14 protein-coding genes are annotated in these 22,582 nt (G+C 41.8%); 8 read left to right on the forward strand and 6 right to left on the reverse strand.

Annotation, left to right across the window (positions count from 1 at the left end; translation table 11 throughout):
• Positions 1-63 precede the first annotated feature (63 nt).
• From A3775_RS03740 to A3775_RS03750, 3 genes are all read right to left on the reverse strand, one after another.
• The gene (locus A3775_RS03740) at positions 64-1,794 is read right to left on the reverse strand and encodes an SDR family NAD(P)-dependent oxidoreductase (RefSeq protein ID WP_066423915.1); all 1,731 of its coding nucleotides are present in this window, start codon (positions 1,792-1,794) and stop codon (positions 64-66) included.
• A gap of 169 nt (positions 1,795-1,963) precedes the next feature.
• Positions 1,964-7,351 (reverse strand): type I polyketide synthase, encoded by a 5,388-nt coding sequence (locus tag A3775_RS03745; RefSeq protein ID WP_066423917.1) that lies wholly within the window; start codon positions 7,349-7,351, stop codon positions 1,964-1,966.
• A 253-nt stretch (positions 7,352-7,604) separates the two neighbouring features.
• Positions 7,605-7,883 carry a hypothetical protein gene (locus A3775_RS03750; RefSeq protein ID WP_066423918.1) on the reverse strand — a complete coding sequence of 93 codons (279 nt, stop codon included), beginning with the start codon at positions 7,881-7,883 and terminating at the stop codon, positions 7,605-7,607.
• 1,520 nt (positions 7,884-9,403) lie between these two features.
• On the opposite strand from A3775_RS03750, the gene A3775_RS03755 reads away from it, so the two are divergent.
• From A3775_RS03755 to A3775_RS03790, 8 genes are all read left to right on the forward strand, one after another.
• On the forward strand, positions 9,404-10,612 hold the full coding sequence (locus A3775_RS03755; RefSeq protein ID WP_066380758.1) for an ABC exporter membrane fusion protein: 1,209 nt from the start codon (positions 9,404-9,406) through the stop codon (positions 10,610-10,612).
• Between the two features lie 90 nt (positions 10,613-10,702).
• Positions 10,703-11,881, forward strand: a complete 1,179-nt coding sequence (gene devC / locus A3775_RS03760) for an ABC transporter permease DevC (protein ID WP_066380763.1) — start codon at positions 10,703-10,705, stop codon at positions 11,879-11,881.
• A 182-nt stretch (positions 11,882-12,063) separates the two neighbouring features.
• Complete coding sequence (locus tag A3775_RS03765; RefSeq protein ID WP_066380765.1) at positions 12,064-13,065, forward strand: NAD(P)-dependent oxidoreductase; 1,002 nt, start codon at positions 12,064-12,066, stop codon at positions 13,063-13,065.
• A 153-nt stretch (positions 13,066-13,218) separates the two neighbouring features.
• Positions 13,219-14,226: a glycosyltransferase family 2 protein gene (locus tag A3775_RS03770; RefSeq protein WP_066380768.1), complete on the forward strand. Its 1,008-nt coding sequence runs from the start codon at positions 13,219-13,221 to the stop codon at positions 14,224-14,226.
• A 35-nt stretch (positions 14,227-14,261) separates the two neighbouring features.
• Positions 14,262-14,729: a DUF2141 domain-containing protein gene (locus tag A3775_RS03775; protein WP_066423925.1), complete on the forward strand. Its 468-nt coding sequence runs from the start codon at positions 14,262-14,264 to the stop codon at positions 14,727-14,729.
• A 137-nt stretch (positions 14,730-14,866) separates the two neighbouring features.
• The gene (locus A3775_RS03780; protein WP_066381022.1) at positions 14,867-16,126 is read left to right on the forward strand and encodes a glycosyltransferase family 2 protein; all 1,260 of its coding nucleotides are present in this window, start codon (positions 14,867-14,869) and stop codon (positions 16,124-16,126) included.
• A 318-nt stretch (positions 16,127-16,444) separates the two neighbouring features.
• Positions 16,445-17,701: a glycosyltransferase family 2 protein gene (locus A3775_RS03785; protein ID WP_066423929.1), complete on the forward strand. Its 1,257-nt coding sequence runs from the start codon at positions 16,445-16,447 to the stop codon at positions 17,699-17,701.
• 220 nt (positions 17,702-17,921) lie between these two features.
• Positions 17,922-19,196, forward strand: coding sequence for a glycosyltransferase (locus tag A3775_RS03790; protein WP_066380772.1), 1,275 nt, complete (start codon positions 17,922-17,924; stop codon positions 19,194-19,196).
• Positions 19,197-19,246: 50 nt separating this feature from the next.
• On the opposite strand, the gene A3775_RS03795 is transcribed toward A3775_RS03790, so the two are convergent.
• From A3775_RS03795 to bchM, 3 genes are all read right to left on the reverse strand, one after another.
• Entirely contained in the window at positions 19,247-19,675 is a 429-nt protein-coding gene (locus A3775_RS03795; protein ID WP_066423931.1) for a hypothetical protein, read from the reverse strand.
• Between the two features lie 92 nt (positions 19,676-19,767).
• On the reverse strand, positions 19,768-20,634 hold the full coding sequence (locus A3775_RS03800; protein WP_066380776.1) for a zinc metalloprotease HtpX: 867 nt from the start codon (positions 20,632-20,634) through the stop codon (positions 19,768-19,770).
• A gap of 630 nt (positions 20,635-21,264) precedes the next feature.
• Entirely contained in the window at positions 21,265-21,954 is a 690-nt protein-coding gene (bchM, locus tag A3775_RS03805; protein ID WP_066380778.1) for a magnesium protoporphyrin IX methyltransferase, read from the reverse strand.
• Positions 21,955-22,582: the final 628 nt, after the last annotated feature.

Below are 22,582 nucleotides of genomic sequence, written 5' to 3' on the forward strand. Positions count from 1 at the left end.
GAGGGAGGGAGGGGATGAGGGGGAATTTATTCTTAATACCCAGTCCCCAATCACCAGTCGCTCCTACTTCGGTTTGTGTAGGTTCATGGGTGCAATTATGGCTTTTGCTCCCAGGATGCGGGAGTATAGTTTTCCTTCGGTGTCGTGAAGCATGAAGTTGGCGGTTAAGCCGGTTGCGGTTTTGCTGATGATTTCACAAGAAACGTAGAAGGGGGCGTTACATGGAATGGGTCTAAATTGTTCTGAATTTGTTAGTTGTCCGGGTAAGCATACTTCTTGGTGATAATGGCTTAACCATAACCATAAGGGTTGGGTACTTAAGTCTGTGGCGTAAGGGTTATACCATCTGATGGGAAATTGTCCTTGGGTTTCTGGTGAGATTTCTGACCAGAAACATTCAACAGTAATTTTCTCTGGGCTGATGTTGATAACTCTGGTAATTTGTTGGAATGCTGCACCATGAAAGAGGGAGCAATCTCCATTTTGATAGAAGTCTTTACCAGTTGTGGTGATGATATTATCTTCTGTCAAATTTACAGATTCATATATCGGTGCTTCTGGTGTTTGCCGCACAGTTGTAATGTTAGCGCGGAAATGATAATGGGTTTTTCCTTCGGGGGTTTTACTCAAAATTGTGGTCTGAAATTCGATTGATTCAGCACCATTTTTAGCGAGTTCTTGAATTTCGAGAATGTATTCTTTTGATGTTTGATTGAAGGTAATCCCCTTTAAAACTTTGAAGTCTTTACATCTTAAATAGCGATAACCTGGATAGCATTCTTCACAAGCATGAATCATCCAAGACATGGCACAGGTGGCTGGTAGTACGGGAGTCCCAGCAATGACATGATCCATTAAAAAGGGATTTGCATCTACACTTAGGCGGCGACGGATGCGATAGCTGCGGAGTTGGGGGTCTAGTGTGCCGGCTGGGGGGATAATGGGGCTACCAATGACTACTTGTGTAGAGTCACGATGGCTGGGATGGAGTTCATTGACTAGCATTTGTGTTCCGACATCCACAGGAATGATATCAATTCCTCTTTCTGCGAAAGCTTTTTTGAGTTCTGGTGTCACCATACCGCTATCCCAACCGCCCCAGTTGATAGCGACAACGTGACAGTTAGGGTTGTATTGCTTAATCAAGTGGGCTGACTTATTGAGAATTTCATTAGCGATCGCATAATCGGATTGTCCAATATTCCCATAAAATCCCGCCACGGAAGAAAACAACACTAAATGTTCTAATTCTTTAGCATCCACACAAGACAGCAGATTTTCCAAGCCTTGTACCTTAGCTGTGTAAACCTTCTCAAAATCTTGGTCTGTCTTCTTCTCAATCAACTTATCAGCTAAGTTACCCGCACCGTGAATAATCCCTGTAATTTTCCCCACTCGTGCCGACACAGCCGCTAATTTTTGCTGTAACTCCGCCACATTAGTGACATCAACACTGATATATTCAGCCTTTGCGCCAGCCTTGTGAATTTCCGCCAGAGTTGTTTTAATCTCCCGACTAGAAACAATTTTGTTATAAACTTTCTGTACACTCATCGGTGTAGGCTTCTCCCCTTGGGAGATAAGATGCTGCATAATCCGTTTTTTTAACACAGCCTCTTCAAAACAATCCTGAGCGAAATCAGGCTCATTTTCCATCACCTGCGAACGCCCCAGCAGAATAAACTGACAAGGCTGGTGCTGCGCTAATCGAGTCACACATTGCGCCGTAATTCCCTTAGCACCACCACTAACAACAAAAACCGAAGAAGAACGAACCTGAGTCAGTGTAGTCATCTTATTAAAAATCTTAGCTTTGAATAAATAGGGATTAGGGACTAGGGACTGGGGACTGGGGACTAGGTAAATTCTCTCCGCGTACCTCTGCGTTTACCTTCTGGAGCGAGACGCTACGCGAATATGCGCCCCTCTGCGTTTTTAAACTCCTCCTCAATCCCCAAACCCTCTACTCGAAAGAACTAATCAAAGTAACACGCCCCTGAGAACCATAAGCAACCTCAGAGATGCAAAGATTAGAATCATGCAACTCATCAACAATATGTTGTGCTGAAGTTTGCGGATTTAAACTCGGACTGAGGTCAATACCTCTAGTAAACACATTCGACCATTCCCATCTCAGAGTCTTAACTAACCCGAATAACCCAGCACCAACTGCGCCAAAGTTCACATTATGCTCCAACCCAAAACTGCCATCTAAGCGAGTTACAGTAAAGAAGCAACTACGTTGATACCGTCCGGCTTCCGTCAAGGATTTTTTCAGGTGCTTCGCCATAAAGAAAACGTGCTTTACAATGGCTTTTTCTGCTGGGAGGAAGGGAATTTTCCCGGTGTTATCTACCTGAAATGCTGGGTGGAGGTGGAGGAAAGCCCCAATCGTGCCGTAGTGGGTAGCGATCGCAGATAATTTTTCTTGTAGTAGTTCTTCACTCATATCTGCAAGGGTGACTTGATTTACACCTGCGGGTAAAGGCGAACGCTGGGGTACAATCGATTGGGGGAAGCTCAAAACTACCACTTTCCAACCCCGTTCTGTTAAGGCTTGCGCTACTTGGGAGGTAGTCAGAGAGCCATCATCAGTAATTAAACAGATGTGTCCCTCTGGTAATGTGAACTCTAAACTATCCGGTGCTGGCAGGTATTTGAGTTTGGCTGGACGGCGTTGTACACCGTCAATGATTTTTACTGCTTCCCAGTCAAACTCAGGCTGAGGCTTTTTTTTTTCACCTCCCACCAACTTCTGGAGGTAGTCAACAATTTGACCGATTGTACGCAATTCGCCTAATTCTTCGACGTTGGGTTTAGGCAGGTTGGGATACAATTCCTGTAATCCGCCTAAGATTTCTACCCGTTTGATGGAGTCAATCCCTAAGTCAGCCTCCATATCCATTTCTAATTCCAGCATTTCCACTGGGTAGCCAGTCTTATCACTGATAATGTTAATCAGGTTTTGACCGATGTCTGCGTAATCTGTGGTGTCTGCAACTGCCGTCTCTGCAATGGTTTCTACAACTGCCACTGGCTCAGGTGCAGGGGGAGCAACTACGGGTGCAGGTGCAGGTACTTCTACTACTTGTTCTACAGGCTGTGTTACAACTGCTACAGTTTGACCGCTAGCTGCATTGCCTTGAAGAAACTCGATAATTTGCCCAATGGTGCGTTTTTCTGCTAGTTCTTCTAAGTTTGGCTTGGGTAAATCAGGATACAATTCTTGTAATCCGCCTAAGATTTCTACCCGTTTGATGGAGTCAATTCCTAAGTCTGCCTCCATGTCCATTTCCAATTCCAGCATTTCAACTGGGTAGCCAGTCTTATCACTGATAATTGCTAGTAGGTTGTTACCCAACTCAGCCACATCTACGACGGGTGCAGCTACAGGTGCAGGTGCAGGAGTTACTTCAACTTCTGGGACTGGGGGCGCGATGACTTGAGCCACAGGTGCGGGTGCTGCAACGGGTGTCTCAACTACAGGTTCAGGCTGAATTTGCCAAGCTGTGGGTGCAGGTGCAACAGGTGCATCAGCAATGGTGAATTCGGGTTTAGCTACAGGCTCAACTACAGGCTGAGGCTGGGGTTCTACTTTGGCGGTGACAGGTGCGGGTGCTTCAACAACGGGGTTGTCAATGCTGAAAGCGGGGATGGGTTTGGTAACTTCTTCTTTTACTGGTGTTTCGGTGGCTGGTGCAGTTACGCCACTGGAAAGAACTAAGGAATATTGTTGTTGAATCAGGTCGAAGAAGTTTTTCGCGTAAGCTACTTGTTCCTGAAGATATTTTTCATGAATGCGGAGGGTTTCACTTTGTTGAGAGTGAAACTGTGTCATGCTGCGTTCCAAGCTTTCCGTCACTACTAGCTTAAGCTGGGCTGCTTCTTGGGAAGTCTTGGCGTTAGCAAACAAAGCATTTTGCTGTTGCATCAGTTGGAAGAAGGCTTTAGTGTATTCCATCTGATGGTTGAGGTAAGTACCATGTACTTGCAGGTTCTCAGCTTGGTTTTGCTGGAATTGAGTCATTAGGTACTCTAGGCTTTCTAGCACTCGCTGGAAGTTTTCCAGTGTTTCTGGTGTTTGCATCTTCTTTTCTTCGGCTAGTTGAGGTGCAAGGATCGCAGAGTTCATTTCGGGTTTTGCTTCGGTGGTGATAGTAGAGTTATTGGTAATTTTGGGGGCGCGTCCGTTACCGTTACCGTTGGTTTCTTTGACTGGTGCAAAGATGGCGGGTGTCATTGGTTGGGGGGTGACGGTAGCCGCAGGTGCAGAGATGGCGGGTGTTTCTTGCACTGGGGTAGCGGTAACATTGACTGTGGGTGCAGGTGTTAAGGATATTTTGTGTCCATTATTCAACGCTTGCACGAAGGCGTTTTTGGTTTTTTCGGACACGTAGTTGATACCGTTTAACTTAACACTCAGACCTTTTTTGGTATTGGTTGGGGGTAGGGTTGGCTGGGTTTGGTATGGGTCGAGGTTTTTCAACTGCATACCCAGGACGCGCATTTGTACTACGGCTTCTCGCAGAGAGCGATCGCTGTTTTTCTGGGCGCTGGGGTTCAAAGCTACGGTAACATGGGGGCGATCGCCTAAAATTTCTTTGACTAAGTTAGTCAGTATTCTCTTCGGCCCGAATTCCACGAAGCAATAACCACCAGCAGCATAAATATTTTCAATTTCCTGTTTGAACAGCACCGAGTTAGCGAGGTGAGTTTCTAGGATTTTTTGAATGGCTGGGGATTCTGTGGGATATTGCTTACCTGTAACGTTGCTGAATACGGGCAGCTTAGGTTGATTAAATGTAACTGATTTGGTAGCGATCGCAAAGGATTTCTGAGCGAAAGCAATCAGTGAGGTGTGGAAAGCGGCGGATACTGGTAAAGGTATGGCTGCATAACCTTTATCTTGTAAAACCTGACGGACTTTCGCAATTTCGGCGGTTGACCCTGCCAAAACAAACTGAGTAGGAGAATTATAATTAGCGATCGTTACCTGTGGAAACTGCTTGAGAATCGGTTCAATTTTATTAATATCTTCTTTCACCGCCAACATCGTACCCGCATCATGATCAGGGTCTTTTGGTGCAGCCATTGCTTGACCCCTAGCTTTGACTAGGTACATATAATCTTGGTCACTCAACACCCCCGCAGCCCATAAAGCGGTGATTTCCCCAAAACTGTGTCCAGCTACAAAGTCAGACTTAAACCCAGCTTGTTTGAGGATGGAATATAACCCCGCACTAAATGCACCTATCGCTGGTTGTGCGTATTCTGTGCGTTGCAGTGCAGCCATTTGAGCCTTTTTCTCAGCCTCATCAAACACCGGATGAGGGAACACAATTTCTGAGAGGGGACGCAAGTTATCTTGCAGCAACAACCCATCCATATAACCGTAGAGACGGCGGAAGGTGGGGAAGTTCATCACCAGTTCTTTACCCATTTCCAGGTATTGAGAACCTTGACCGGAGAACAACGCCACTACTTTACCGCCTAACTCCATCCCAGAAGCACGGTAATAAATTCCTTGGGGATGTTCCCAATTAGTAACAGTACCTTTGTGTTTCAACCAGTCAATGCTAATTTGCATCAACTTGCAAGCTTCTTGCAGATTTTCCGCGACAAAACCAACTCTAGCTGCATTCTGGGGAATTTCTAGAGACTGACAATCTTGCGCTAATTGGGCGAAGTGTCTATCACCTGCTTCTGACTGCAAGTTATTCAAAACTTGTTCACAGTTTTTCAGCAATTCCGCCGGGGTAGCAGCAAACAGCAGGATTTCGCGGGGGGTGCTGTGCAGACGGTAGGGGCGATTTTGTTCGCTGTCGTATTCTTCCAAAACTACGTGGTAGTTTGTTCCACCAAAACCGAAGGAACTTACACCCGCACGTCTTGGTGCTTCACCTTCCGCCCGAATCCAAGGACGAGTATCAGTGTTGAGATAAAATGAGGAGTTGTTAATATTGAGCTTGGGATTCGGCTCAGTGATGTTAATTGTCGGTGGTAAGATTTTGTGATGCAATGCCAAGGCAGTTTTAACTAAACTGACTGCACCTGCTGCTGCTTTGGTGTGTCCGATTTGAGATTTCACACTACCCAAAGCGATATGTTGCTTTTTGTTGTCGTGTTCAGCGAAAAAGTCTCTTAAAGAACCGAATTCGGTGGGGTCGCCAGCCATTGTTCCCGTACCGTGGGCTTCAATTAAACCAACGGTAGCAGGAGAGAAACCAGCATCTTCGTAAGCACGACGTAAGGCGTTGATTTGACCTTCTTTGCGGGGTGCATAAATACTCTTGTAGCGTCCATCGCTGGAAGTACCTATACCTTTGATGACTGCATAGATTCTATCGTCGTCGCGGACTGCATCTTCCAGACGCTTCAACACCAGCATACAAACACCTTCACCTAGCATCATCCCATCAGATTTAGCATCGAAGGGTTTAACGTTTTCGCTGGGGGAAACGGCTGGGGTTTTGCTAAAGGAGATGTAAGCCATGATGGTGTTGTCGGTGTCTACACCACCAGTCAGCATCATGTCAGCCCGATATTCTACCAGTTCGCTAATTGCCATTTTCAACGCACCGAAGGAACTAGCACAAGCTGCATCAACAACACAGTTCATTGCACCAAAGTTCAAGCGGTTGGCAATGCGTCCAGCAACGACGTTAGCTAACATCCCTGGGAAAGCGTTTTCATCCCATTTGACGTAAGCACTTTTAATTTTTTCAACGATTTTGTCGGTGTCTTCGTCGGAGAGTCCACTGCTTTTGAGGACTTTTTTCCAAATAGGATATTCTAAACGCGCAGACAGGGGCATCCCCAATTGCTTCGCCATTGCTACCCCTAAAATTACGCCTACCATCTCGCGGTTAAAGTCACGAGATTCGCCATAACCAGCATCTTCCATTGCTTCTTTTGCAACTACAAGACTTAATAGTTGCGAAACATCGGTAACTTCTAAAATGCTGGGAGGAATACCGAATTCCATCGGGTTAAAATCCACCTCTGGAATAAACCCGCCACGTTTACAGTAGGTTTTATCTTCGGGTGTTCTGGGGTTGGGGTCGTAATAATCTTCTACACTCCAATGGGTGGCAGGAATATCGGTAATGCAATCAACTTTATTAATGATATTTTGCCAATATTCCCGCAAGTTTCTAGCTTGAGGAACTAGAGAAGCCATGCCAATAATGGCTATAGGATTTTGTTGTAGTTGTCTGTTAATTTTGTTAATTGACATTGGTTGTTCCAAGTTCATCTTTTTGTCCTCAATACACCGCAACAAAGCCTTTTCGCAGTTACTAATTTGGCTTTCTAACTCCGCCAAGGCAGCATCAATTGAATTAGCAGACATAGTAAATATTCTCTTCTGGGGTACTGTGGATTTTGTAGCTACAGTAATTTCTGTTGCTTACCCTGAGAAGTGTTCTTTCTTGTTAGCAAATGGGCATTGGGAATAGGGCATTGGGCATTGATGCACAGGGCATTGGATTTTCCTCCCCTGCTTCCCTAGCTTCCCCTGCCCCCCTGCCTCTTCCTAGCCTCTCCTCCCACTTCACCCTGATGAATGGACGCTGTTGGCGTTTCTAGGCTATTGCAAAATCATGTTATCTCACGCTCGACTCTTGATATTGTGGTAACAGGTCGATGACGTTATTGACGCTGGTAAAATAATCTTGAAGCGCGGTAGCTGCTTGACCAGTAAATTCAATCCATTCGTAATGGTAGAAATTGTGAGTAGTTGTATCCAAATTGGACAATGGCAATTTAGGTGTAGCTATGAGAACTGAAACGCTTTTTTCTCCCAAACTCGTTTGATTATCTAGCTTCACCGCAGCCACATAGTTGGTATTAATGACAACGTTCTGTATCTTGATGAATGCCATAGCCAGTTTCAGCGTCCAGGATAATATATGTTATGGGATTTAACCCAGAAAAGTTGACAAGTTCGTTACAGAAGAAACATCACCTTGACTCGGAATTACACAGTTATTTACACGAACCAGCAACCATTTAAAGGTGATAACCATGCAGCTAGGTTTAGTCATTATTTACTGTTCCACGCGCACATAAATAACTAATTTTCCTCGCTGCTTTTAAGTATTGAATTAATACAAAGAATAGCACAATTCATAGAAACTAAATCATTGGTTTAAATGAATTTTATAAAAAAGCCGGGTGTTAGTTGATGAAACTCTCAATTTTTGCATAATACACAAGTATAATTGAAAACTCATAATTCTTGGCTAGTAAGTAGCTTGATGTCGGCTATAAAGTTCACTTTATCTAGAAAGATATGACAGCATCAGTTGATTTTCCAGCCCGTAAACATTCCCTGCATACACAAATCAGATTACATAGCATTGATAATTTATTTCTCAGCACTACATCATAATCAAGGTTTGTTTTTTGATGAATTTTTAATATAAATGACTTATGGGGCTGAAAGAGTATTTATTAAGCAAAAATTTCTTTGATATATTGTGCAGTTTAAACAAAATAGGGAATAGGCAAAGAATGTATGATCTTATTTGATTGTTGAACAAATTCAAGACTAATCTAAAAGCTGATTTCCTATTGCTGTAGGGGTTTAGCAATGCTAAACCCCTACAGACTACTGCCAGCCGACTATGTGAGTTAATTATGTCTGAGTATTTAACACCAAAAATCAGGCAAAATTACTAAGACATCAAGCCTTTAGTCAAAATACCAACAATTACGACTAAGATATACCGAATATGTTTGAGCAATGTCTAGAAATGATGATTTTACTCACATAATCACAGAGAATGTCTGATCAACAACTGTTGCGATCGCCATTCCTCGATAATCTCAGAGACACATCACAAAAGGATTAGGGGGATGAGGGAGCGGCAAAGAAAAGCTCATAACTAATGACCAATGACCAATGACTAATGATTAATCCCCCATCAATTGACAAAATCACATTTTTTTGCAATGATTGAACACGTCTACTAAAAAATTATGCCCTGAATTTCCACTCGTCACTTCGGATTAATTGGGATTGAAGTTTTTTAAAAAAGCAAACGTATTTTTCGCTACTGGATACGAATTCTAATTAAGGTAGAACTGAAGAAAGATTTGTAGTTAATTAACCATCATTAATGTTGCAATCAGATGGTTACTGTGCGAGAGTAGCCAAGCTATCAAACCAGTCAGATAAACTTAATTAGAACTGCTTGCTCATTGATATAAATACAGGGAAAAATTACTCATACTAGCCGTTACAAACTGCGTATACCAACCGCAGAAAAAACTTCTCTTTCCTTCTGCTACGTGTTACCTGTCTTTTTCCAGTTAGTTTGCAGATAAATATTGAGCAGTTGATTCATAAAGATGTTTTAGATATTACTGGCTGATCACACCTCAAATTGGAAATGAAAATATGGAAGTAAATAAGGAACGGCTGCGCCAGTTATTCATAAAACCCCAAGGTCGGTGGCGGTTAATTTTAGCAGCATCAATTACTTTAGCTACTGGCTTAGTTGCTTTCTACAGTTTTTTGCCGCCAAAGCTTCGTACTCCAGAACAGACTCCCACCGCTAACCCTCCCAAGGCTGCACCAGTCAAAGTTGCGGTTACAGCCTTGGGAAGATTACAACCAGAAGGCGAAGTCACCACTTTGTCTGCACCTAGTTCCACCAACGGTATCAGAGTAGAAAAACTGCTCGTCAAAGAAGGAAACGAGGTAAAAGCCGGGCAAGTATTGGCATATCTGGAAGATTATAACCGTGCTACAGCAGCCTTAGAACAAGCATTAAATAAACTGCAAATAGCCAAATCCCAACTAGCACAGGTAAAAGCTGGAGCTAAACCTGGAGACATTGAAGCCCAAAAAGCTACCATAGCTCGTTTAGAGTCGCAATTAAAAGGAGAAGTCGCGGCACAACAAGCAACAATCAACCGTATTCAGGCCGAACTCAACAATGCTCAAACCGAGAACAATCGTTATCAAAAATTATTCAAAGAAGGTGCTGTTCCTGCTTCCATAGCGGATTCTAAAGCTTTACAAGTTAAGACAATACAGCAACAACTCACAGAAGCCAAAGCCAATCTCAGCCGCACTCAAAACACCCTCGCCGACCAAATCAAAGAAGCCAAAGCTAGACTCAACAGTATTCGAGAAGTACGGACTGTAGATGTAGAGTTAGCACAAAATGAAGTGAAAAGTGCTGTAACAGCCGTCAAACAAGCGAAAGCAGACCAGGAGTTAACTTATATTAAAGCTCCTATGGACGGCAAAATCTTGAAAATTCATGCTAAAAGTGGGGAAGCGATCGCCACTAATGGATTTGCGGATATCGGTCAGACATCTCAAATGTATGTGATTGCAGAAGTGTATCAAACCGATATTCAAAAAGTCCGTTTAGGTCAAAAAGCGATCATCACTAGCCCGGCATTTAGTGGGAAATTGCACGGCACAGTTAGGGAAATTGGTCTGCAAGTAGACAAACAAAGCATTTTTAGTATTAACCCCGCCTCGGATACAGACCGCAGAATCATTGAAGTCAAAATCTCTATTGATGACCCCGCAGAAAATCAACGGGTGTCTCGGTTAACTAATTTACAGGTGGATGTGGCTATTCAGATTTAGTCATTGGTCATTAGTCATGAATTATTAGTCATGAGTTATTAGTCATTAGGGTTTCTCCCCTACTCCTATCTATTCCCTAGTAAAAAAGCCATGAATTTTAAGATTCCTTTGGCATGGCTACAGCTAGTCCAACAAAAACTCAGGTTTTTGGTTGCTGTCGCCGGGATAGCCTTCATTGTCTTGCTGATGTTTGTGCAACTTGGTTTCCAAGACGCACTTTATTCTAGTGCAACCGCCGTACACCAGAGTCTTAGAGGTGACTTATTTTTAGTCAGTTCTCAATATAAATCTTTGACCTCAAATCAGAGCTTTTCTCGCACTCGTTTGTACCAAACTTTAGGGTTTGATGGCGTAGAATCAGTTAACGCCTTGTATTTGCAATTTGCCAAATTGAAAAACCCGGCCACTGGTGAGAAATATTCAATATATGTGATGGGTTTCGACCCTGGTCAATCTGTATTAAATATTCCTGGAGTTGAGCATAATTTAGATAAGCTCAAAATTCCCGATATCATGTTATTTGATAGAGATTCCCGACCAGAATTTGGCCCCATCGCTGCGAATTTTGAGAAAGGAGATACCGAACAGACAATTGAAATCTTTCCCTTTGATGGCCCTAAAGGCTACAAAGTCCGAGTCGGTGGTTTATTCAGCTTAGGCCCTTCCTTTGGTGTGGATGGTAACTTAATTGTCAGTGACTCAACTTTTCTTCGCATCAATCCCAATACTCGCCCATCCGAGAGAATAGATATAGGTATCCTCACCCTCAGCCCTGATGCTGATCAAGAACAGGTTTTAGCAAATTTGCGAGCTAATTTACCTAATGATGTCAGGCTTTTTACTCGTCAAGGTTTTATTGATTTTGAAAAACAATATTGGTCTGCTAGAACGCCAATAGGTTTTATTCTCAACCTGATGCTGACAATGGCTTCGGTTGTCGGTGTGGTGATTGTCTATCAAATTCTCTACAGTAACATTGCTACACAATTTGTTGCCTATGCCACATTAAAAGCTATTGGTTATCCCAATTCTTATCTTTTAAATGTGGTATTTCAACAAGCTTTAATTCTGGCATTCTTTGCTTATATTCCCGGATTTATAGTGTCTGTAGCACTGTATGATTTTGCAATGGAAGCCACAAAATTACCGATTGTCATGACTGCGAATAATGCCATGATTGTTCTGATATCCGCAGTGTTAATGTGTATCACTTCTGGCGCACTTGCGATTAACAAACTTCGTTCCGCAGACCCGGCTGATATTTTTTAGGGAATGGGGAATAGGGAAGAGTCCATCAAACAATTCAAAAGTCAAGAATTCTAGGAAAAATTAACTTAATTTTGAATTTTGTAGCTTGCTTCGACCTAGGAGTATTTTGAATTTTGAATTGATTTGTCCCTCCTGCCTCCCCTAGGTTTGGAAAACTTTAGTAAGAATATAAAGGCTGTACTATGAACTTGCAAAATAAGACGCTGCTGATTACTGGAATTGATGAATTTATCGGGTTGCGTGCAGCCGAGTTAGCTATAGCACAGGGCTTGAAGGTGCGTGGACTGCAAAGTTCTAAGAATTCCGATGCTGCCCAAAAGTTGGGGGCTGAGGTGATTGTTGGTAGTATTACTGATGCGGCTGTTGCCAAAAAAGCTTGTCAGGGGGTAGACATTGTTTTACATACTGCCCAAATTACCGAAGAAGCTGGCCCTATCAAACAGTTTCAGGAAGTGAATGTTGACGGTGCTGTGAATATAGCTAAAGCTGCCAAAAGTTCTGGTGTGAAGACTTTTGTGCATCTTTCTAGTATTTTGGTGTATGGATTTGATTATAGCGATCGCATCACTGAATCTGGACAACTCTCCGGTAGCAATAACCCCTACTGTCAAACCAAAATCGCCGCCGAAGCCGAACTGTTACCCCTCAATTCTCCCCCAGATTTTGGCTTGATTATCATTCGTGCTGGCGATGTTTACGGGCCTGGAAGTCTACCTTGGGTAGCCAAACCCATTCACTTCATGCGCCAAAAGTTATTTGCCTACCCCAATGATGGGCAAGGAGTTATTAACCATCTCTATGTAGACAACCTGATTGATGCCATCTTTTTGGCAATAGAAAAACAGACCTACGGTGAAATCTTCAATATCACCGACGGAGAAGCAACTTCCTGGAAAGAATATTTTATGCGCCTAGCAGCAATGGAAGGTTTACCTGCTCCGATGTCTGTACCTAAAGATGAAATGAAGCTGTTTTTAAAAGTGCGTCTACAGGGACAAAAACTCTTTCGTAAAAAAGCCGATATTCTGCCAGAATCGGTAGATTTTATGACTCGTCCATATCCCTGTTCAATTGCTAAAGCTCAAAGTTTATTAGATTACAAACCCAAAATTGATTTAGAAACAGGGTTGCGCCATACCAAACAATGGATAGACAAGACTGACATCCAAAAGCTACTGAAATAAAAATGCAAAGGGGCAGAAGTTATTCAAGTTTGAATTTTGAATTTTGAATTTTGTAGGCGCAAGCCTTCCCTACGGGACGCTACGCGATGCCGCAGGCTATTTTGAATTTTGAATTTTGAATTTTGAATTGATTAATGCCCCATTCCCACTATTATGATCAAAACTTCGCCAAGATTGAGTATTGGTTTACCTGTATATAATGGCGATAAATTTATTCCAGCAGCCCTAGATTCTTTGTTGGCTCAAACATTTACTGATTTTGAATTAATTATTTCAGATAACGCATCTACAGATAATACTGAAGAAATTTGTCGAGCCTACGCTGCTAAAGATAACCGCATCCGCTACTACAGGAATAACGAAAATATTGGTTGCGCCCGCAATTTTAACCGCGTCTTTGAATTAGCGACAGGTGAGTATTTTAAATGGGCTGCTCATGATGATTTACACGCACATGATTTTATCATGAAATGTATTGAGGTATTAGATAAAGACCCTACAGTTATCTTATGCCACTCTCATGTATATTTCATTGATGAACAGGGTGAATTTTTGCAAAACTACGACATTCAACTGAAGGCAGATTCACCTAAAAATTATCAGCGTTTTCATGAATTGCTGACTAAGCATCTTTGCTATCCCATTTATGGTGTAATTCGCTCTGATGCCCTGAGAAAAATCCCACCAATGGGTAGTTATGGTAATGCGGACGGCATTTTTTTATTAAGGCTGGGTCTAGTCGGGCGATTTTATGAAATACCCGAATACTTATTTTTTGCCCGCAGCCATCCGCAACAATCAATGAGTATGTTTTTCCCTGATTATTTGTTGTTTACTAACAACAATCCGCAATACTCATTAGATAAGTTACCAGATTATCACGCCTATACAGTGTGGTTTGATTCATCCAAACAGGGAAAAATATTGTTCCCTCATTGGCGAATGTTATGGGAGTATATCGCTTCTATACACCTGTTGCGACTGAATTTATATGACCAAATACGTTGCGCTATCAGTTTACACCAGCAATTAAACGGCAATGAGTCTTTATTACTTCAAGATGTGCTGATAGCAGGACAAAAAATTTGGCAACGTTGGCATGACAAACCATTAACAAACCAGGAAGTAGAGACGCGACTAATAGCGTCTGTACAGGATTAGGGAGTTACAAATGACCTTTTCAGGAGAAATACAATATGTTGAAAATTGCTCATTTGCATCATGTTTTTTTGGCTACTTTATTGAGCTTCACTTGTATTAAACCATTGCATGCAGAACCGACAGCTAAATTGTCTGTTGTAGTCAACGGTATCCGGCATCAAAAAGGGCAAATTTGCTTTAGAGTTTACGATAGTGCCAAAGGATTTCCTATGAGTGATACCAGTGAAGTGCAAAGTGGCTGTACCCGAATTACAGGTAAGTCGGTTACTAAACATTTCTATGGCTTGAAGCCTGGGACTTATGCTGTAGCCATCGTAGATGATCAGAATGGCAATCAAAAACTTGATTCTGATTTTTTTGGTATCCCCAAGGAAGGTTTTGGGATTTCTAATAATCCTACAGTATCTATTCAAACAGGTACGCCTAAGTTTAGTAAGTCAAGTTTTTTTGTCTACAAAAATACAACCATCAATATTAGTTTGAAATACTCACTTGACCCCTAGAAATTGCAAAATTTTTGCGGGTTGGTAGTAAGAACTTTAGTGCTGAAAAATCAGGACTAAAGTCCTTACTACGAAATTGAATTAAACATTACCTCTCAACTATTGATGGCGCAATTTGCCGGAGACTCATAGATGTGATCAGAGAATTGGCAGCATTTTTGTTTCAGTCTTTGCTGGGATGGTTGGGTATTCAGGTGTTTCTGTCTCTGATTTTTTTGTTGTATGTGCGATTATCGCGGACAAAAATTTTACCTGATGAACATTTACCCAAAGCGGCGGTCATTCTTTGCTTGCGGGGGGCTGATCCGTTTTTACCCAATTGTATTGAAGCACTGTTACAGCAGAATTACCCCAACTACGATTTAAAGCTAATTATTGACAATGAAGCTGATCCAGCTTGGGAGATTGCTAATGATACTATCAACGAATTAGGGGTAACTAATGCCCATATCGCTCATTTGAGGATTATTCGCCACAATTGTAGTCTCAAATGTAGTTCTTTAATTCAAGCTATTTCTGATTTAGATGATTCTTACGAAGTGGTGGCTTTAGTTGATGCTGATACCATAGTACATTCTCATTGGTTAAGGGAATTAGTTAGTCCTTTAGATGATCCTCAAGTTGGAGTTACTACAGGTCATCGTTGGTATCTACCTACTAGCAAATATTGGGGTTCTTTGGTACGTTACACAGGGAATATCGCCGCAGTTGTGCAGATGTTTCTATTTGGTATTCCCTGGGGTGGAAGTCTGGCAATGAAAACAGAGGTACTGCGCCAAACGGGAATTGTTGAACAATGGGCGCAAGCTTTCGGTGAAGATTTGATGATGCCTAATATCCTCAAACAACATGGTTTAAAGGTGAAGTTTGTACCTTCGCTGATTATGGTGAATCGTGAAGAGTGCGATTTGTTGGGGATAATTGAATATCTGCAACGTCTGATTCTTTATTCGCGTTTGTATCATCCCCGGTGGTTAGCTATCGTTAGTGAGGCTGTTTCTAGCATTCTGTTTCCCACTTTAGTAATTTTATTGTTTTTATTTTCGTTGGGTGATGCTCAGTGGGAAGTGGCAGATTTATTGTTTAAATCTTACAGTATCTATACTCTGGGTTTACTATCTTTGATGCTGTTTGTGGAGATGCAATTGCAACCAGTGATTCGCGCTCAAGGTAAACCAGGGACGAGATTATCATTGGCAATGATGGGTAGAATGTTGCTGGCGATTCCGTTAACACAGTGGATATATGGGTTAGCGATGCTGTCTTCTGTGTGGATATCAACGGTGAAATGGCGGGGGGTTTTGTATCGTATTCAAGGGCGTTGGAATGTTCGTTTAGTTGAATACCATCCCTACGATTTTTTGGATCAGCCTGTGGATAGCAAAATATCTCTTTGAGATTGTGGTTGGTTGCCAGATTAATTTTTGAAGATGGTTTGGTGTATTTGATGCGATAAATCGCGTCTCGACAAAAAAAAATCGGATATTGCTTTAAAAAACACAGTTTTTTGTTACCGATTAATTCTGAGTATATCCAAAATTTAATTGTTGGGAAAATGAGGAAATTATTTTCATATATTTCAGCATAATCAATCAGTATATGTGGGCATTGTCAACAATCGAAAAATGAGTTTAGTAGCAACTTGTAAGCAATGCCCACCCTACAAAAATCTCACATTAGTTCTGTGAAAGATTGTTGTGTATAGGTCATAAATAATGAATGATTTGGCGATATTGATATCAAAGTTTTTGGTGGGTTGGTTAGTAATTCAAGTGTGTTCGGTATTACTATTTTTATGGTGTCTGAATTCTCGTCCTCAAAATTTACCGGATGAACAGTTACCCAAAACAGCAGTTTTGTTGTGTTTACGGGGTGCTGATCCTTTTCTAAGTGATTGTTTGCGATCGCTCCTCAAGCAAAACTATCCACAGTATGATTTAAAGTTGCTCATTGATAGTGAACAAGACCCAGCTTGGCAAGTTGTCAGCGATACCATCAATGAGTTACGTGCAACTAATTTTCAAATTAGTCATTTGCGGACAGTTCGCCCAACTTGTAGTCTCAAATGCAGTTCCTTAATCCAAGCTGTTTCAGAATTAGACGAGTCTTACAAGGTTGTCGCTTTGGTAGATGCTGATACAATTGTTCACCCTAATTGGTTGCGGGAATTAGTCTCTCCTTTAACTCATCCCAAGGTGGGAGCAACTACCGGAAATCGTTGGTATGTCCCGACGGGTAAATATTGGGGTTCGTTAGTCCGTTATATCTGGAATGTGTCGGCGATTGTGCAGATGTACCTATATGGGATTCCTTGGGGTGGAACTTTGGCTGTGAAAACAGAGGTAATACAGCAAACGGGACTTTTAGAGAAGTGGGGGCAAGCCTTGGGCGAAGACACGATGATTCGCAGTGTGTTGAGTAAACATAACCTACGGGTGAAGTTTGTGCCTTCTTTGATGATGCTGAATCAGGAAGAAACAGATTTGCCAAGTTTAAGGTATTGGCTGCAACGTCAATTAATGGCTTCTCGACTTTATCATCCTTTGTGGCCGGCGGTAGTGATTGACACAGTGTTTACTATTGTGATGCCGCATCTGTTAATTGTGGTGTTTGTGCTGGCTGGGTTAGTGGGAGAAGGAAATACAGCAGCGATCGCCTTAATTTGGTATCTCATTTATATGCTGGCGTTAGTGATGCTCATGTTGTTTTTGGAGATGGGCATACAACCGGTAATTCGTTCTCAGGGTAAGCCAGTCACACAATTATCTTGGCAGTTAATATTGAAGATGATTGTGGGAATGCCTTTCACACAATGGATTTATGCTATCGCTATGTTGCGCTCTTTGAATATGCCGACAGTACATTGGCGTGGTGTGACGTATGAAGTCAAAGGGGCTTGGAAAATTCGCCTCAAAGAATATCGCCCTTATCTGGTAGAAAATCAACCAAGCGATCGCCAAATTTCTCTTTAATAGGACTTACGCAAGTGTCACATTCCAGATGTCTTGTAGGGTGCGTCAGACTGTTTAAATGCTGTCAATAAACGTCTTTCTGATATCTGACGCACCCTACTAATATATCAGTTGCGTAAGTCCTGTTTCAGCTAGCGTTAACTAGGCGTAAATCCTAACTTTGGGTGCTTCAGCTTTCAAAAACCAGTTTTTCTAAACAATACACAAATTCACTAAAATTATGCACCAGTCAAAGCTTCGTATCGCTTTGTTTACAGGCTTATATGCTCCTTTTTTAACTGGGGTTTCCGTGGCAGTGCATCAGAGGGTGCGTTGGTTGCTACAACAAGGACATGAGGTATTTTTAGTCCATCCCCAATTTAATCAGCAGTATCCTAAAAAAGTAGGCGATCGCCCCATGCCTGGGTTAGATGAGTTAAAATCTTATCCTAATTTCTCTGCCTACTCATTCCCCACAAAACCACTCATATTCTACAAATCTCTACCCCAACCTTTGAGTTATCGCCATTGGAGCGACACCCAATTATTGGCTGACTTTCAACCTGATATCATCGTAGTGGAAGAAGCCGCCCAAATGCGAGGTATATACTCAGCCTTAATTCAAGGGTATGGTCGTCCTGTAGGTGTAGAATATGCCCAACGCACTCAAACCCCAATTATCTCAGTCTTCCACACAGACATCGTTGCTTATATCAGATATTATTTAGGCGATGTATTGTTTAACTTGCTGCGTCCCATCATTCCTTACATGGTGAAGCAGTTTAGTCAAGACTACAATCTCAATATCTTTTCTTCTCGTGAACAACTGGTTAAATACCAAAATTTAGGATGTCATCCTAGTGAATATGTCCCCTATCAGGGGATTGATTGCGAAAAATTCCATCCTCGCAATATCTGTTACAACCCCATCCCCGATGACAATAGACCAACTATTCTGTTTGTGGGACGTATCACTGCTGAGAAGAATGTACCCCAATTAATCGATGCCTATCCCTTAATTGCGGCTCAAATTCCCAATGTGCATTTAGTCATTGTCGGTAGTGGCCCCTTAGATGCCGAAATTCGCAAACGTGCGGAAAAATTCGGCTCAGGTATTACAATCTGGGGTGAGTCTCACGGTACAGAATTATTAGGTTGGTTTGCGCGTGCGGATGTATTTGTCAATCCCTCCGTCACAGAAAACTTCTGCACCACCACAAACGAAGCCTTGGCTTCTGGTACTCCTGTAGTTGCAGCCTTAGCACCATCCACTACTGAACAAGTAACTCCTGGTAAAAACGGCTTTTTAGCTCAACCCAACAACCCAACAGACTTTGCTCAAAAAGTGATAGAAATTCTTTCTCAGCCGGAACTGAAAGCAGCTATGGCTGAACAAGCTCGTCCTTCCATTGTGCAGTATGATTGGTCAGCTTGTATGGAAAAATTTGAAACTAAACTCTATGAGTTGGTGCAAACATCCCATCAGGTAGAACCTACTGACATGGCGAAATTATAAATTATGTAGAGACGTTATATATAACGTCTCTACATTCAGGAATAAGCAGTTTAACCTTGATGACGTGGAGTGTTGAAGGCTTCCCAACCGACTTTGATAGCATTTTGGAGCCGGCTAGAGAAATCTACAAACTCTTTCATCATTAAGTGCCAGTTTTTTTCTAGTTCTTCTTGAAATACCATCCAGAAATATTCTAGGCGATCGCTTCGCCCGTCGTAGGCATCGCGCTGAAAAATCCTACCCCCTTCAATTGCTGCCCGTGCCTTGCGTACTGCATTGAGATAAGTTTCACGGGTGAAAGTTCCGGCTGATTCTGCTTCAGTTTTAGCACGGTTTCTGAGTGCTTCAATCAGTGCTTTAGTTTCCCGCTTCACTTCATCACTTTCGCCAGCCATTTCTTTCTCCACAATTTCATGAGTTTGAGGGCTAATTTCTATCACTGTTATCGATTCGACGATTTCAAAATCATTAGTATTCATAGTTGATACATCCTTTTAGTCATTGGTCATTAGTTATTGGTCATTAGTTTAGTTTTTCTGCTCCGCTCCTCCGCTTCCCTACTCCCTACTGCCTATTTCCCTACAAACTGTTGCTCTAACTTCAGTAATTGTTCAACTCGTGCTTCCGTAGCCGGGTGACTAGAGAACAAGTTACCGAGAAATTGCCCAGAGATAGGATTGATAATTAATAGCGGTTCAAAAGCGGGATTAGCATTTAAAGGTAGTTGTCGCGCTGTGGCTTCTAATCTTTGCAATGCACGCGCTAAAGCACGGGGATTTTTAGTTAATTTAGCCGCACCAGCATCAGCCGAAAATTCCCTTGTGCGTGAAATAGCTAACTGGATAATAGTGGCAGCTATAGGCGCAAGAATAACTGTTAGCAAAACTCCTAAAGGATTTCCGCCTCTTTCGTTATCTCGTCCACCGACACCGCCAAACCATAAGCTATAACTCAGCATTTGTGCTAAGAAAGAAATAGCACCGGCAACGGTAGCAGCTACGGCTTGTGTGAGGGTGTCACGATTAATAATATGAGTCAGTTCGTGAGCGATGACACCTTCTAACTCATCTTCTGGCAAAATATTCAAAATACCTTCAGTAACAGCCACAGCCGCGTGTTCTGGATCGCGTCCTGTAGCAAAGGCATTAGCAGTTTGGCTGGGAACAATATAAACTCCCGGCATAGGAATATTAGCGCGTTGCGATAATCGCTGCACCATCCGATAAAGTCCTGGTGCTTCACTTTCACTTACAGGCTGGGCGTGGTAAACAGCCAGAGCAATTTTATCAGACTGATACCAAGAAAACAGATTAGTTACTGCGGCTAAACCAATACCGATAATCAAGCCGCTAGTACCACCAATTACCCAGTAACTAATAGCTATCAATAAGCCACTAAGGGCAGCTAACAAAGCCAGAGTTTTAAATTGATTGCCCATATTTTCACTCTCCTGCTAATGCTGTCTTGATTTTTCAGCTTTTCTACACAACAGCATTACTTAAGCCACACCTTTATCGTAGCTATTTAAATCTAGATTTATCAGGTAGCAATTGCGCGGCAATCTATGTACGGTTTTCCGGCTTTAAATTTGAGTTTTCCAGGACTTTCAGAGTAACAAATATTCAATACTGTCAGATAACACTTGGCATTAACAAGAAATTATTCGTTATGACGCACCCTACTAGCTAGATGAATTTTTCAACTTGATACAGGTGAAAATGCAAATTCAAAATTATTCATTTTAGTTGATTTTAAAATGTAGTAAAAAATTTGATATTTTAGAAATCCAATGTTCGGGATAGTTAACACACATCTTGCACTTGTTACTTAATGACAATTTTTGTAGGGTGGGCATTGCTGGTAACTTGCTCAAACCCTTAGTTTTAAGTTGTTGGCAATGCCCACATAACGCTTATTGAGAATAGTGCAAGATATATAGCTGTAAATATCTATGAGTAATGGGCAATTACCACTTACCCATTACTCATTACTGATTTAGAAGCAGATAACGTTATTAACCAGCGTTGAGATTACTGGTAAATAGTATTTCTGTACCTCTAATATCTTTTTATTGTTGACGAGTAGCTTCCAAAATACGGGAGAAGTAAAAGCGAGTTTTAGTAAAAGCCTGTCTTTGGATAGCAAAGCCATTCTTTTCTAAAATTTTAACTACATCAGCCTCACGATGCAGATAGGCGCGAGTAGTTTTACTAGGCCCAGGAAAGAAACTGCCAATTTTCTTGAGTAAAGCCAAGGCGCAGGTTTTAGGCGCAAAACTCAAAATAATTCTCGACTGCGCCAAAGAACAGAGGTGAGAAATCATCTCATCGGCTTTGTCTTGGGGATAGTGAATCAGGACATCCAAGCAAATAACAGTGTGATAACTGCCGCTCAAAGATTCTAAATCCTGTACAGCAAAGGTAGGATTGTCAGCATTACCCAAAGCTGCTAAGGCTCTTTGTTTGCCTTCTTCCACCATTTTTTCAGAAATATCGCTGGCATAAACCTTAGCACCTGCTGTTGCTAGGGGAATGCTGAGACTACCCACACCACACCCAGCATCGCAGATTGATAACTCTGCTAAATTGCCATCATTTTTCAGCCAGTCGATCACTGTATCCACAGTTTGCTGGTGGCCGTTGCGGATGTCTAGCTGGACTTTGTTGACTTCGCCATCGCCATAAATCCGTCTCCATCGATCAAATCCCGTGGAATTGAAATATTCGCGAACAATGGTTTTATCGTCGGCTGCGTTCATAAATCTCGATTTTTAAGGCTTCCCAATCCTTAAAATTATCATTTCTAGCCAAGATCAAGAACACCCTGATCAATTTTTCTGCAATGATTTCCTATAAACTGACCATTCCAAACAGTTAAACAGCCTATTATATCAGTCTTTTGGCGGATACGCCAGGTAGTCAATGAAAGCATCTCTGACTTTTGACTTACGCATAGCGGTACTAGCCTCTGTAATGACTGATGAGTGAGAATACTTGAGTATATCTACACCAAATTAATTTGAGTAGTAATTTAGACTTACGTTACTAATTAGTTATTGAGTCTGTCAATGCTATCAATCAATATGGTTTATCTAGGGGCTATGGGTGTAAAAATTCCTCTGTATAGACGCGAATAATCGCGTCTATAAATGTGGATTTTGAGGTAATTTTCACGGGATTAATATCAATAGGTATGTTTAATCTCGATGATGGCGATCGCATCTGGAAATAGTCAGCAATGCCAATAAATTATACATTCAAAAATTTACTCATCAAAAGTGAATAAGTTTGTTATTATTAGCCTGTTCATGTTTTAATTATTGCAACTTTATTAGGAGTATAGTAACCAACTTCTGGTAAAAAATCTTTGTTGAGACAGATTGTAAA

It is taken from the genome of Anabaena sp. 4-3, assembly GCF_001597745.1.
Classification (GTDB): Bacteria; Cyanobacteriota; Cyanobacteriia; order Cyanobacteriales; family Nostocaceae; genus Trichormus.

What these genes read in the sequence shown, in the direction of transcription:
- A3775_RS03740 (WP_066423915.1), bottom strand. Translation starts at nt 1,794, where the DNA reads ATGACTACACTGACTCAGGTTCGTTCTTCTTCGGTTTTTGTTGTTAGT.
- A3775_RS03775 (WP_066423925.1), top strand. Translation starts at nt 14,262, where the DNA reads ATGTTGAAAATTGCTCATTTGCATCATGTTTTTTTGGCTACTTTATTG.
- A3775_RS03765 (WP_066380765.1), top strand. Translation starts at nt 12,064, where the DNA reads ATGAACTTGCAAAATAAGACGCTGCTGATTACTGGAATTGATGAATTT.
- A3775_RS03750 (WP_066423918.1), bottom strand. Translation starts at nt 7,883, where the DNA reads ATGGCATTCATCAAGATACAGAACGTTGTCATTAATACCAACTATGTG.
- A3775_RS03790 (WP_066380772.1), top strand. Translation starts at nt 17,922, where the DNA reads ATGCACCAGTCAAAGCTTCGTATCGCTTTGTTTACAGGCTTATATGCT.
- bchM (WP_066380778.1), bottom strand. Translation starts at nt 21,954, where the DNA reads ATGAACGCAGCCGACGATAAAACCATTGTTCGCGAATATTTCAATTCC.
- A3775_RS03800 (WP_066380776.1), bottom strand. Translation starts at nt 20,634, where the DNA reads ATGGGCAATCAATTTAAAACTCTGGCTTTGTTAGCTGCCCTTAGTGGC.
- A3775_RS03770 (WP_066380768.1), top strand. Translation starts at nt 13,219, where the DNA reads ATGATCAAAACTTCGCCAAGATTGAGTATTGGTTTACCTGTATATAAT.
- A3775_RS03785 (WP_066423929.1), top strand. Translation starts at nt 16,445, where the DNA reads ATGAATGATTTGGCGATATTGATATCAAAGTTTTTGGTGGGTTGGTTA.
- A3775_RS03795 (WP_066423931.1), bottom strand. Translation starts at nt 19,675, where the DNA reads ATGAATACTAATGATTTTGAAATCGTCGAATCGATAACAGTGATAGAA.
- devC (WP_066380763.1), top strand. Translation starts at nt 10,703, where the DNA reads ATGAATTTTAAGATTCCTTTGGCATGGCTACAGCTAGTCCAACAAAAA.
- A3775_RS03745 (WP_066423917.1), bottom strand. Translation starts at nt 7,351, where the DNA reads ATGTCTGCTAATTCAATTGATGCTGCCTTGGCGGAGTTAGAAAGCCAA.
- A3775_RS03755 (WP_066380758.1), top strand. Translation starts at nt 9,404, where the DNA reads ATGGAAGTAAATAAGGAACGGCTGCGCCAGTTATTCATAAAACCCCAA.